The sequence below is a fragment of the Streptomyces sp. KR80 genome (assembly GCF_052245555.1).
In the GTDB taxonomy this organism is placed as follows: Bacteria; Actinomycetota; Actinomycetes; order Streptomycetales; family Streptomycetaceae; genus Streptomyces.
In genome coordinates this window covers 78,265-90,889 of the sequence record NZ_JBQQCD010000004.1, presented here as the reverse complement: position 1 = coordinate 90,889, position 12,625 = coordinate 78,265, and the positions used below count along the sequence as shown (strand labels likewise).

The 12,625-nt window shown below is 69.3% G+C and carries 13 protein-coding genes; all 13 read right to left on the bottom strand.

Translation table 11 applies throughout. The features are described 5' to 3' along the window. The 13 genes from ACTWQI_RS07985 to prfA all read right to left on the bottom strand — a co-directional run bounded on the left by ACTWQI_RS07985 (position 1) and on the right by prfA (position 12,570). Positions 1 to 912 (bottom strand): F0F1 ATP synthase subunit gamma, encoded by a 912-nt coding sequence (locus ACTWQI_RS07985; protein ID WP_443268823.1) that lies wholly within the window; start codon positions 910 to 912, stop codon positions 1 to 3. 2 nt (positions 913 to 914) lie between these two features. After that, the gene (gene atpA, locus ACTWQI_RS07980; protein ID WP_443268821.1) at positions 915 to 2,486 is read right to left on the bottom strand and encodes a F0F1 ATP synthase subunit alpha; all 1,572 of its coding nucleotides are present in this window, start codon (positions 2,484 to 2,486) and stop codon (positions 915 to 917) included. Between the two features lie 118 nt (positions 2,487 to 2,604). Beyond that, positions 2,605 to 3,420 carry a F0F1 ATP synthase subunit delta gene (locus ACTWQI_RS07975; protein WP_443268819.1) on the bottom strand — a complete coding sequence of 272 codons (816 nt, stop codon included), beginning with the start codon at positions 3,418 to 3,420 and terminating at the stop codon, positions 2,605 to 2,607. Further along, a complete protein-coding gene (locus ACTWQI_RS07970; RefSeq protein WP_443268817.1) occupies positions 3,417 to 3,962 on the bottom strand; it encodes a F0F1 ATP synthase subunit B in 546 nt (181 codons plus the stop codon). Before ACTWQI_RS07970 ends, ACTWQI_RS07975 begins: the two co-directional genes overlap by 4 nt. Positions 3,963 to 4,006: 44 nt before the next feature. Continuing rightward, a complete protein-coding gene (gene atpE, locus ACTWQI_RS07965; protein WP_443268816.1) occupies positions 4,007 to 4,252 on the bottom strand; it encodes an ATP synthase F0 subunit C in 246 nt (81 codons plus the stop codon). A 77-nt stretch (positions 4,253 to 4,329) separates the two neighbouring features. Then, on the bottom strand, positions 4,330 to 5,142 hold the full coding sequence (gene atpB, locus ACTWQI_RS07960) for a F0F1 ATP synthase subunit A (RefSeq protein ID WP_443268815.1): 813 nt from the start codon (positions 5,140 to 5,142) through the stop codon (positions 4,330 to 4,332). A gap of 252 nt (positions 5,143 to 5,394) precedes the next feature. After that, complete coding sequence (locus ACTWQI_RS07955) at positions 5,395 to 5,835, bottom strand: hypothetical protein (protein ID WP_443268813.1); 441 nt, start codon at positions 5,833 to 5,835, stop codon at positions 5,395 to 5,397. Positions 5,836 to 6,094: 259 nt separating this feature from the next. Continuing rightward, a complete protein-coding gene (locus ACTWQI_RS07950; RefSeq protein ID WP_443268811.1) occupies positions 6,095 to 7,393 on the bottom strand; it encodes an MraY family glycosyltransferase in 1,299 nt (432 codons plus the stop codon). Between the two features lie 116 nt (positions 7,394 to 7,509). Beyond that, positions 7,510 to 8,862: a serine hydroxymethyltransferase gene (gene glyA / locus ACTWQI_RS07945; RefSeq protein ID WP_443268809.1), complete on the bottom strand. Its 1,353-nt coding sequence runs from the start codon at positions 8,860 to 8,862 to the stop codon at positions 7,510 to 7,512. Positions 8,863 to 9,141: 279 nt separating this feature from the next. Continuing rightward, a complete protein-coding gene (locus tag ACTWQI_RS07940; protein ID WP_443268807.1) occupies positions 9,142 to 9,789 on the bottom strand; it encodes an arsenate reductase/protein-tyrosine-phosphatase family protein in 648 nt (215 codons plus the stop codon). Continuing rightward, positions 9,786 to 10,433, bottom strand: coding sequence for an L-threonylcarbamoyladenylate synthase (locus tag ACTWQI_RS07935; RefSeq protein WP_443268805.1), 648 nt, complete (start codon positions 10,431 to 10,433; stop codon positions 9,786 to 9,788). Before ACTWQI_RS07935 ends, ACTWQI_RS07940 begins: the two co-directional genes overlap by 4 nt. Before the next feature lie 172 nt (positions 10,434 to 10,605). Next, the gene (prmC, locus tag ACTWQI_RS07930) at positions 10,606 to 11,451 is read right to left on the bottom strand and encodes a peptide chain release factor N(5)-glutamine methyltransferase (protein WP_443268803.1); all 846 of its coding nucleotides are present in this window, start codon (positions 11,449 to 11,451) and stop codon (positions 10,606 to 10,608) included. A gap of 42 nt (positions 11,452 to 11,493) precedes the next feature. Continuing rightward, positions 11,494 to 12,570, bottom strand: a complete 1,077-nt coding sequence (gene prfA, locus ACTWQI_RS07925) for a peptide chain release factor 1 (protein WP_443268801.1) — start codon at positions 12,568 to 12,570, stop codon at positions 11,494 to 11,496. Between the last annotated feature and the right edge of the window lie 55 nt (positions 12,571 to 12,625).

Sequence of the window (12,625 nt, the reverse complement as noted above, 5' to 3'; positions counted from 1 at the left end):
TCAGTCACTCCCCGCGGTCGCGTCGGCCAGGGCACTGGAGCCACCGACGATCTCGCTGATTTCCTGGGTGATTTCGGCCTGGCGGGCCTGGTTGGCAAGCCGCGTGAGCGACTTGATGAGCTCTTCGGCGTTGTCGGTCGCCGACTTCATCGCACGGCGGCGGGCCGCGTGCTCCGAGGCGGCCGACTGCAGCAGAGCGTTGTAGATACGGCTCTCGACGTACCGCGGCAGCAGGGCGTCCAGGACGTCCTCCGCCGACGGCTCGAAGTCGTAGAGCGGAAGGACCTCGCCCTTCTTCTCCGTCTCCTCCGTCGCCTCGAGGCTGAGGGGCAGCAGCCGGTTCTCGACCGGGGCCTGCGTCAGCATCGACACGAACTCGGTGAAGACGATGTGCAGCTCGTCGACCCCGCCCTCGGCCGTGTCGGTGAGGACAGCCTCGACCAGAGGAGCGGCGACCGCCTTGGCATCAGCGTACGACGGCTTGTCCGTGAACCCCGTCCAGGAGTCCTTGATCGTGCGGTGGCGGAAGCTGTAGTAGGCGACGCCCTTGCGGCCGACGATGTACGGGACGACCTCCTTGCCCTCGGCCTTGAGACGCTCCGTGAGCTTCTCGGCAGCCTTGATGGCGTTGGAGGAGTAGCCGCCGGCGAGACCGCGGTCGCTCGTGACGAGCAGCACCGCGGCACGCACGGGCTGCTCGGCCTCGGTGGTCAGCGGATGCTGAGTGTTGGAGCCGGTCGCCACGGCCGTCACCGCGCGGGTGAGCTCACTCGCGTACGGCGTGGAGGCCGCCACCTGGCGCTGCGCCTTGACGATGCGCGAGGCGGCGATCATCTCCATCGCCTTGGTGATCTTCTTGGTGGCCGTGACGGACTTGATGCGGCGCTTGTATACCCGAAGCTGGGCGCCCATGCTCAGCCCTCACCCAGCAGCTTGCCGTCCGAGGTCTCGAACTGCTGCTTGAAGGAGGTGATGGCGTCCGCGACGGCCTGCAGGGTGTCGTCGGACATCTTGCCGCCCTCGCGGATCGACGTCAGCAGGCCCTTGTGCTCCCGGTGCAGGTAGTCGAGGAGCTCCCGCTCGAAGCGGCGGATGTCCTCGACGGGCACATCGTCCATCTTGCCGGTGGTGCCGGCCCAGATGGAGACGACCTGGTCCTCGGTGGGGTACGGGGCGTACTGGCCCTGCTTCAGCAGCTCGACCATGCGCTTGCCGCGCTCCAGCGACGCCTTGGACGCCGCGTCCAGGTCGGAGCCGAAGGCGGCGAACGCCTCGAGCTCGCGGTACTGGGCGAGGTCCACGCGAAGCCGGCCGGAGACCTGCCTGATGGCCTTGTGCTGGGCGGAGCCACCGACACGGGAGACCGAGATACCGACGTTCAGCGCCGGGCGCTGGCCCGCGTTGAACAGGTCGGACTCCAGGAAGCACTGGCCGTCGGTGATGGAAATGACGTTGGTCGGGATGAACGCCGAGACGTCGTTCGCCTTGGTCTCGACGATCGGCAGACCCGTCATCGAGCCCTTGCCCATGTCGTCGGAGAGCTTGGCGCAGCGCTCCAGGAGGCGGGAGTGCAGGTAGAAGACGTCACCCGGGTAGGCCTCGCGGCCCGGCGGGCGGCGCAGCAGCAGGGACACGGCGCGGTAGGCGTCGGCCTGCTTCGACAGGTCATCGAAGACGATCAGGACGTGCTTGCCCTGGTACATCCAGTGCTGGCCGATGGCCGAGCCGGTGTACGGGGCGAGGTACTTGAAGCCGGCCGGGTCGGACGCCGGAGCCGCGACGATCGTCGTGTACTCCAGGGCGCCGGCCTCCTCCAGCGCGCCGCGCACGGACGCGATGGTGGAGCCCTTCTGGCCGATGGCGACGTAGATGCAGCGGACCTGCTTGTTCGGGTCGCCGGAACGCCAGTTGTCGCGCTGGTTGATGATCGTGTCGACGGCCAGGGCGGTCTTCCCGGTCTGGCGGTCACCGATGATCAGCTGGCGCTGACCGCGGCCGATCGGGGTCATCGCGTCGACGGCCTTGAGGCCCGTCTCCATCGGCTCGTGCACCGACTTACGGGCCATGACGCCCGGTGCCTGCAGCTCGAGGGCGCGACGGTCTTCGGTCTCGATCTCGCCGAGGCCGTCGATCGGGTTGCCGAGCGGGTCGACGACGCGACCCAGGTAGCCCTCGCCGACGGCGACGGACAGGACCTCTCCGGTGCGAGAGACCGGCTGGCCCTCCTCGATGCCGCTGAACTCACCGAGGACGATCGCACCGATCTCGCGCTCCTCGAGGTTGAGGGCGAGGCCGAGGGTGCCGTCCTCGAACTTCAGCAGCTCGTTCGCCATGACCGAGGGAAGTCCCTCGACCTTCGCGATGCCGTCGCCGGCAACGCTGACCGTACCGACCTCCTCGCGCGAGGCCGCGTCCGGCTTGTACGCCTGGACAAAGTTCTCCAGCGCGTCCCGGATCTCCTCCGGCCGGATCGTGAGCTCCGCCATCTGGGTTCCCTGCTCTCCTTGTTGGGCCCGAAGTCTTTAGGGGGTCTGGGGGCGACCCCCAGAGGACTCTGCACGGCCCAACTCGGGCCGCTGTGAATCGTGTTGAGTTGGTGGCTGGTCAGCCGGCCATCCGCCGACCCACCTCTTCGAGGCGGTCCACGATGGTCCCGTTGATGACCTCTTCGCCGACCCGCACCGAGATCCCGCCGAGGACCTCGGGGTCCACGTCGAGGTTCAGGTGCATCTGCCGGCCGTACAGCTTCGCCAGCACAGCGCCGAGACGCTGCTTCTGCTGGTCACTGAGCGGCACCGCCGAGGTAACGACCGCGACCATCCGGTCACGGCGCGCCGCGGCCAGCTTGGAGAGGGCGTCGAGCCCTCCCTCAAGGCTACGACCACGCGGCTGTGTCACAAGACGCACCACGAGTCGCTCGGTGACCGGGTGGGCCCTGCCGCCCAGCAGGCTGCGCAGCAGCTCCGCCTTGGCGGAGACGGTGGCCGTACGGTCGGTCAGCGCCGCCCGCAGCTCGGTGGACGAGGCCACGATCCGGGCGAACCGGAACAGCTCGTCCTCGACGCCGTCGAGCGCGTCGGCCCGCTGCGCCGCGACGAGGTCGGCGATGTTCGCCAGCTCCTCGATCGCGTCCACCAGGTCGCGCGAGCGCGACCAGCGGGAGCGGACCATGCCGGAGAGCAGATCGACGGTCTCGCCGCCGACCTGACCGCCCAGCACGCGCGCGACCAGTTCGGCCTTGGCCTCACCGGCCTGCGCCGGGTCGGTGAAGACCCGACGCAGCGACACCTCGCGGTCGAGCAGCCCCGTGACGGCGGCCAGCTCCTCGGCGAGCTGCGCCGCGTCGACGGACGTGTTGTCCGTCAGCGCGTCGAGACGCTCGCGCGCGGAGGCCAGTGCCTCGCGGCTCGCTCCATTCATCGGGCTGCCTCGGCCTTCTCCTCGAGCTCGTCGAGGAAGCGGTCGATGACGCGGCTCTGCCGGGCGACGTCCTCGAGGGACTCGCCGACGATCTTGCCGGCCAGACCGGTGGCGAGCGTGCCCACGTCCTGGCGCAGCGCGGCCGCGGCCTGCTTGCGGTCGGCCTCGATCTGGGTGTGGCCGGCGGCGATGATCTCCTCACGCTGCCGCTGGCCTTCCGCGCGCATCTCGGCGATGAGCGCGGCACCCTGCTCCTGCGCCTCCTGGCGCAGGCGGGCGGCCTCGTGCCGGGCCTCGGCGAGCTGAGCCTTGTACTGCTCGAGCACGTCCTGGGCCTCGGACTGGGCCGCCTCGGCCTTCTCGATCCCGCCCTCGATGGCCTCGCGGCGCTGCTCCAGAACCTTGTTGATGTTCGGGAGGAGCTTCTTGGCGAGGAAGCCGAAGACGATGGCGAACGCGATCAGGCCGATGACGAGCTCTGGGATCGGCGGGATGAGAGGGTTCTGCTCCTCCCCCTGCGCCAGGAGTTCCAGGGCGTTCACATCATTGCCTTTCGTCGGATAGGGCTGGTCGACGCTGTCTGGTGTCAGCTGCCGTAGACGAACGGCATGACGAGGCCGATGAGGGCAAGCGCCTCACAGAAGGCGAAACCGAGGATCTGGTTGGTACGGATCAGACCGGCGGCCTCGGGCTGGCGGGCAAGCGCCTGGGTGCCGTTGCCGAAGATGATGCCGATACCGACACCGGGGCCGATGGCAGCGAGACCGTAGCCGATGGAGCCCAGGGCCTTGATGTCACCTTCGAGGGCGGCGAGGTTCTGCACAGCGGACATGCCGTTTCTTCCTTCTTCTTCATGGACCGGTGGGGGTTGGCCACCGGACGCCTACAGGACTGAGGGTGCGGGTGTGCTCAGTGGTGCTCGGCGAGGGCGCCCTGAACATAGGAGGTGGCCAGGAGGACGAAGACGTACGCCTGGATCGCCTGGATGAAGAGCTCGAAGATGGTCATCACGACGACCATCACGAACGAGACGCCCGCGTACGCGATGCCGATTCCGTTCAGCAGGTACCAGCTCGCGATGGTGAACAGCAGCAGCAGGGTGTGACCCGCGAACATGTTGGCGAAGAGCCGGACGCCGTGAGTGAACGGTCGCACGATCATGTTCGAGAAGAACTCGAGCACGACGACCATGGGGAGGACGGCGCCGAGCGATTTGTCGTAGCCGGTGATGTTCTTCACGCCGCCGACGAAGCCGTGCTTCTTGAAGGTGAGCGAGACCCACAACACGTAGACGATCAGTGCGAGGCCCACCGGGAAGGCGATGATCGACGTCACCGGGAACTGTGCAATCGGGATGATCGCCCAGAGGTTCATCATCCAGACGAAGAAGAACAGCGAGACCATGAGCGGGACGTACTTCTCGCCCTGACGCTTGCCCAACGTCTCGTAGACGATGCCACGGCGCACGAAGTCATAGCCGGCCTCTGCGACCATCTGCAGCTTGCCAGGCACCACGGTCGGCTTATTGAAGGCGGCCCAGAAGAAGCCCACGATGGCAATCGAGCCGAGGAGCGCCAGCAGCATCGGCTTGTTGAACTCGATGCCGCCGACCTCGAACATCTCCTTGAAGACAAAGGAGTGCAGGCCAGGGGCATCGAAGCCGCATCCCGAGAAGATGTGGCAATCGGTCTCGAAGGCGAGCGTCATCTGGTCAGCACTCACCGCGAGCTCCTTCAGCGTGGCGCATAGGTACGGCAACCTCGATGTGTCGGCGCGGCACGAAGCCGCGGGTCGGCACTGGACTGGTCTTACGAATGTGGGGGCGGCTGATCGAGCCCAACGCAGGCATCAACTGCATGGACTGCCGGTTCCGTCCCGAGAACCCTGGAAACTCAGCCGCCTGCGCCTGCGATGCCGCAGTTGGCATCGGACCATAGCAGGACCGCGATCGCATGCTTATACCGGCCCTACCTGTCACGTCGCCGACCCTGCGGCTTCGGGCTTCTTGCCCTGAGCTGAAGACTCCGGCTCGACGTAGAGGATCTTGGCCTTCATGTGCGCACGGGCCTGGGTGGCGACCCAGACCAGCGTCGCAGCGACGAGCGCGCCACCGAAAACCTTGGGGTGGAACAGCGTCGTGTCCTTGAACGCGGCCATGAACATGAAGAGCAGCAGCAGCTGAGCCGTGTAGAGCATCAGGCCCATCGCCTGGAAGAGATGGGGCAAGGACCGCGCGGTCCGCTGCAGAACGACGAGCCCGATCCCCATGAACAGCATCACCACCGCCGTCCCGGCGGCCGCGCCGATCGCCCCCTTGCCACCGGCGAGCACGGCGCCGACAACGACGGCGATCACGCCGACAGCAGCCGTGGGAACGGCGGTTTGGAGCAGCATTCGGGCGTCAGGTGACTGCATGGCGGCAACTCCGCTCGGGGGTCGGGGCGAGTGTCGTCATGGACGAGCGTAGGTCCCGGCAGAGGTCGTACCTCGCGCCAAAGATCCATCGCACTAAGGTTCTTCGGCCTCGCCGCCGGGTCTCGTGAACGGTATCACAATCTATTTGATGAGGTCTTTACCTACTTGGTGTGCTGCCCGTCACACATACGAGCTAGGTCCCGCACCAATGAGCTGACGACGAAGTCACTTGCCCCATATGGGAGATTTGTCACACGCCCTACCAGTCGCGAGACCGCCCACCGATCGCCGTCGCGCCGACCGGAACGCGGGTACGGCCCTCGTGCTCCGCCGTCCCCCTGGCCAACTCAGGCACCACGGACAGCTCTGCGGCTGCCTCCCTCAAGCGATCGCTCCGCCGGTAGCGGGGCGGGAGGAAGGACTCCGCCCAGCGCGGGGCCCGCGGGGTGAAGCGGGGCATCAGCAGCAGCACCAGGCCCACCGCGCTCAGGGCGACGATCGCCAGCACGATCCACATGCTGGCCGAGTTGACCGAGTACGCGACCGCGCCGAAGGCGATCAGGGCCGACCAGAAGTACATGATCAAGACTGCGCGGCTGTGCGAGTGGCCGATCTCCAGCAGGCGGTGGTGCAGATGACCGCGGTCGGCGACGAACGGCGACTGGCCCTTCCAGGTGCGGCGCACGATGGCCAGGACGAGGTCCGCGACCGGGACCATCAGCACGGTGAGCGGCAGCAACAGCGGAATGTAGACCGGCACCGTCGTGTGCACCGCCGCCCGCTCCGAACCCGTGAAGAGCTTCAGGGCGTCCGGGTCCACCTGGCCCGTGATGGAGATCGCCCCCGCCGCCAGGACGAGCCCGATGAGCATCGAGCCGGAGTCGCCCATGAAGATCCGCGCCGGGTGCATGTTGTGCGGCAGGAAGCCCAGGCACATGCCCATGAGGATCACCGCGAAGAGCGTCGCAGGCGCCGCCGCCTCCAGGCCGTAGCCGAACCACATCCGGTACGCGTACATGAAGAACGCCGCCGCCGCGATGCAGACCATGCCGGACGCCAGACCGTCCAGGCCGTCCACGAAGTTCACGGCGTTGATGGTGATGACCACGAGTGCGACCGTGAGCAGCGTGCCCTGCATCGAGGTCAGGGCGACCGACCCGACGCCCGGCACCGGGATCCACAGGATCGTGAGCCCCTGCATCACCATCACGCCGGCGGCGATCATCTGCCCGCCCAGCTTGATCAGCGCGTCCACGCCCCACTTGTCGTCCAGCACGCCCAGCAGCCAGATCAGCGCGGCGCCGGAGAGCAGGGCCCGTGGCTCGTTCGACAGCTCGAAGACTTTTCCGACGTTGGAGAGATGGGCGGCGACCAGCAGACCCGCGCACAGGCCCCCGAACATGGCGATCCCGCCGAGCCGGGGCGTCGGCTCGCGGTGCACGTCACGCGCCCGGATCTCCGGCATCGCCCCGGCTGCGATGGCGAACTTCCGCACCGGGCCGGTCAGCAGATAGGTGACTGCGGCCGTGACGCACAGCGTCAGCAGGTATTCACGCACGGGCTGCCCCAGGGGTATCGCTGGCCATCTCCGCCCCACACCTTATTCGGGTCTGCGGAGAGGCGCGTACACCGTGCAGGACGTGCGCGCTCCCCAGATGGTTGCACAGGCCCCCGTTACCCGGGCTCCGCCCCCGGTTGCGCGGCCGGGTAGGGCGGGAAGGCTCTGGTGAGCTCCGTCGCCTCTGTGCGCACCTTCGTGTCCTCCCGCAGCGCCGCCCCGACGAGCTTGGCGATCCGCCCCATCTCCGCCTCGCCCATGCCCTGCGTGGTGACCGCCGCGCTGCCCAGCCGGATGCCGGTGGTCGGGGCGGGCGGTGCCGCGCCGTACGGCAGGCAGCAGGTGTCCAGGACCACCCGGGCCGCGGCGCAGCGGGCCCGGGCGGTCCGCCCGTCGAGCTCCAGCGGGGCGACATCGGCGGTGATCATGTGGGTGTCGGTGCCGCCCGTGGTCACGGTCAGCCCCTCGTCGGCCAGCCCAGCGGCCAGCGTCTGCGCATTGGCCACCACCTGCTGGGCGTACGCCGCGAAGGCGGGGGTGGCGGCCTCGCCGAAGGCGACGGCCTTGGCCGCGATCGTGTGCATCTGAGCCCCGCCCTGGGTGAAGGGGAAGACCGCCCGGTCGATCCGCTCCGCGAGGTCCGCTCCGCACAGGATCAGCCCGCCCCGCGGGCCCCGCAGCACCTTGTGTGTGGTCCCGCACACCACATCGGCGTACGGCACCGGGTTGGGCGCCGCGCCTCCGGCGACCAGGCCCAGCGGGTGCGCGGCATCGGCGATGAGGAACGCGCCGACATCGTCCGCGATCTCCCGGAAGGCGGCGTAGTCGGGGTGGCGGGGGTAGGAGATCGAGCCGCAGACGATGGCCTTGGGGTGGTGCTTGCGGGCGAGGTCGCTGACCTTGTCGTAGTCGATCAGGCCGGTCTTCGGGTGAACGCCGTAGCCGACGAAGTCGAACCAGCGGCCGGAGAAGTTGGCCGGGGAGCCGTGGGTCAGGTGGCCGCCCTGGGGCAGGGCCATGGCCAGCACGGTGTCGCCGGGCCGCAGCAGGGCCGCGTACGCCGCGAGCACGGCGGAGGAGCCGGAGTGCGGCTGGACGTTGGCGTGCTGGGCGCCGAAGAGCACCGTGGCCCGCTCGGCGGCGAGCCGCTCGGCAAGGTCGACCAGCTCGCAGCCGCCGTGGTGGCGGGCGCCCGGGTAGCCCTCGGCGTACTTGTTCGCGAACGGGGAGCCGAGCGCCGCGAGGACCGCGGGAGAGGTGAAGTTCTCCGCCGCGATCAGCTGGAGTCCGGTGGATTGGCGGTCCAGCTCGGCGAGCAGCAGCCCGGCGAGTTCGGGGTCCTGGCGGCGCAGGGCGTCGTAGTCCGGGCCCCACCGGGTGGCGGGGCCGGGGTGCGCCTCACCTTCTCCACGGACTTCGGTTCGGGCGCTGAGGTGCGTCCCCTGGTTGGCTGAGGTGGTGACCGGCATGGCTGGCTCCGGACCGTGGGAAGGTGCACTGCTGATGAGGGCGCGCGGGCGTCATCCCCAATGTAGGCCCAGGAATGCGGGACGGCGCGGTGCGTGCTCGGGTCTGTGGTCCGCGGGGAGCCGTCGACGCCTCCGGGTGGCCGAGCTGCGGGAATGCGTGCGACGGAGCGGATGCCCCCGGATACGCCCCGCCACCGCGCGGCCGGGCTGAGGTGCAGGGGACTCCCCGGGAAGTGCGGTGCCGGCGAAGGGGGTCATTGATGAGCGACCGGAGAGGCCCTACGTGCGCGCCGGGACTCCGGTCAGCGCCGTGACCACCGGGTCGAGCGCCTGGTGGATCTCCTCGCCGATGCTGCGGAAGAAGGTGATCGGCGCACCGTAAGGGTCGTAGATCTCGTCCGCCTCCGGGCTGGGCGCCAGCAGCCAGCCCCGGAGCGCCGCCGCAGCCCGGACCAGGGCTCGGGCCCGGTCCACCACGACGCCGCCGGGCTCCGGGTCGGGCAGCGTCGCGACGTCGATGGCCCGTACGAGCCGGGTGAACTCCTTCAGCGTGAACGTGCGCAGCCCCGCGGAGTGGCCCATGGAGATCACCTGGGCCCGGTGGTCGCGAGTCGCCGTGAGCACCAGGTCGGCCCGGATGACGTGCTCGTCGAGCAGCTCGCGACCGAGGAATCCGGCGGGGTCCGCGCCGAAGTCGGTCAGCACGGTCGCGGCGTGTGCCTCCATCGGGGCGCCTTCGTGGCCCCAGGTGCCCGCGCTCTCCACGATCAGACCCCCCGTCATGGGATCGCCGAGCCGGTCCGCCAGGGCATGGCGGGTCAGCCGCTCGGTGATCGGCGAGCGGCAGACGTTGCCGGTGCTGACGTGGAGGATGCGGAAGGTGTCGTCGATCTTCCCCGCTATGCCACGCCCCTCAGGGGCGGTCAACTGGCCTCCTCGAGGCCGGGTACGACCTCCCGTAGCTGCTCGGCTGTGAGCGCGCCCGCACGCAGCAGCACGGGGACCTTGCCGGTGACGTCCACGATCGAGGAGGGCACGGCGGCCGGCGTCGGGCCGCCGTCGAGGTAGACGGAGACGGCGTCGCCGAGCATCTCCTGGGCGGCGTCGCAGTCCTGTGGGGACGGGTGTCCCGTGAGGTTGGCGCTGGAGACGGCCATCGGACCCACCTCGTTCAGCAGCTCGATGGCGACCGGGTGCAGGGGCATGCGTACGGCGACGGTGCCGCGGGTCTCCCCCAGGTCCCACTGCAGGGACGGCTGGTGGCGGGCGACGAGAGTGAGGGCGCCCGGCCAGAAGGCGTCGACGAGCTCCCAGGCCTGCTCGGAGAAGTCGGTGACCAGGCCGTGCAGGGTGTTCGGGGAGCCGACGAGGACGGGTGAGGGCATGTTCCGCCCACGGCCCTTGGCCTCCAGAAGGTCTCCCACGGCTTCGGAGTTGAACGCGTCCGCACCGATGCCGTAGACGGTGTCGGTGGGGAGCACGACCAGCTCGCCGCGGCGGACGGCCGCCGCGGCCTCGCGCAGGCCGGTGGTGCGGTCGGTCGCGTCGCTGCAGTCGTAACGCCGTGCCATGTAACGGGCCTCCCTGTGCCGGGGATCCTGGGTCCGGGGATCCTGCCGGTTGTGCCTGCTGTGCCTGCTCTGCCACTCAGTCTGCTCATCGCGCTGTCATTGCTGTCTCCTCCAGCTAACGCTGGGAGGTGCCCCCTGCCGACATCGTGCCGTCGGTCGGCCACGGTCACGGTCACGGCGTCGCCCTGCGTGCCGTGGCGAAACGGGGCCGGTTGTTGAGGTCCGGGTGGTCCGCCGCATCGGCCCAGCCCCGCTCCTCCGTGAAGATCCACGGAACCTGGCCGCCCTGGGTGTCGGCGTGCTCGATCACCACGACGCCGCCGGGCCTCAGCAGCCGGTGGGCGGCCCGTTCCAGACCCCGGATGGTGTCCAGGCCGTCCTCGCCGGAGAACAGCGCCAGCTCGGGGTCGTGGTCACGGGCCTCGGGCGCGACATACTCCCACTCCGTCAGCGGGATGTACGGCGGATTGGAGATGACCAGGTCAACCTGTCCGTCGAGCTCCGTCAGGGCGGTACGGGCGTCGCCGTGGTGCAGCTGCACGCGCGACCCCTCGACGTTCTTCCCGGCCCACTTCAGGGCCCCCTCGTCGAGTTCGACGGCGTGCACCCGCGACCGCGGCACCTCCTGGGCCAGGGCCAGTGCGATGGCGCCGGAGCCGGTGCACAGATCGACGATCAGCGGCTCGACGACGTCCATCGCCCGCACCGCGTCTATGGCCCAGCCGACCACCGACTCGGTCTCCGGCCGCGGCACGAAGACACCGGGTCCGACCTGGAGCTCCAGATAGCGGAAGAAGGCGCGCCCGGTGATGTGCTGGAGCGGCTCGCGGGCCTCGCGGCGGGCGATCGCCTCCCAGTAGCGGGCATCGAAGTCGGCATCGGGCACCAGGTGCAGCTCGCCCCGCTTGACGCCGTGGACGAACGCCGCGAGCTCCTCCGCGTCGAAGCGCGGTGAGGGCACGCCGGCGTCCGCCAACCGCTGAGTGGCCTGGGCCACCTCGGCGAGCACCACGTTCACGTCATCCTCCAGCGGGTCCGTGAGCCCCTGTTCAAGCCGCCGTCACTGTGCTGCGGACAGCTTGGCGGCAGCGTCCGCGTCGACGCACGCCTGGATCACCGCGTCCAGTTCACCGTCGAGCACCTGGTCCAAGTTGTACGCCTTGAAGCCGACACGGTGGTCGGAGATGCGGTTCTCCGGGAAGTTGTACGTCCGGATGCGCTCGGACCGGTCAACCGTACGGACCTGGCTGCGGCGGGCGTCCGCGGCTTCCTTCTCGGCCTCCTCCTGGGCTGCCGCCAGCAGCCGGGCGCGCAGGATGCGCAGGGCCTGCTCCTTGTTCTGCAGCTGGCTCTTCTCGTTCTGGCAGGAGGCGACGACGCCGGTCGGGAGGTGGGTGATGCGGACGGCGGAGTCGGTGGTGTTGACCGACTGGCCGCCGGGGCCGGAGGAGCGATAGACGTCGACCCGCAGGTCGTTCGGGTTGATCTCGATGTCGACGTCCTCGGCCTCGGGCAGCACGAGCACGCCCGCTGCGGAGGTGTGGATCCGCCCCTGCGACTCGGTCGCGGGGACGCGCTGTACGCGGTGCACCCCGCCCTCGTACTTCAGCCGCGCCCAGACGCCCTGGCCGGCCTCGGCGAGGGCGCCGCCCTTCGACTTCACCGCGACCTGGACGTCTTTGTAGCCGCCGAGATCGGACTCGTTGGCCTCGATGATCTCGGTCTTCCAGTTGTTGCGCTCCGCGTAGCGCAGATACATGCGCAGCAGGTCGCCGGCGAACAACGCGGACTCGTCGCCGCCCTCGCCCGCCTTGATCTCGAGGATGACGTCCTTGTCGTCACTGGGGTCGCGCGGGACGAGCAGCAGCCTCAGCTTCTCGGTCAGTTCCTCGCGCTGCTTCTCCAGGTCCTTGACCTCGGCCGCGAACTCCGGGTCGTCCTGGCCGAGTTCACGGGCGGCCTCGATGTCGTCGCCGGTCTGCTTCCAGGAGCGGTAGGTGCCGACGATCGGGGTCAGTTCGGCGTAGCGCTTGCCAAGCCTGCGCGCGCCCGCCTGATCGGCGTGGACCGCGGGGTCGGCGAGCTTCTTCTCGAGATCGGCGTGCTCGCCGATCAGTTCCTCGACCGCCTCGAACATCGGGACTCGTTCCTTCGGAAGGTGGGGCACCGCCCAGCGGTAGCTGGGGGAGGGC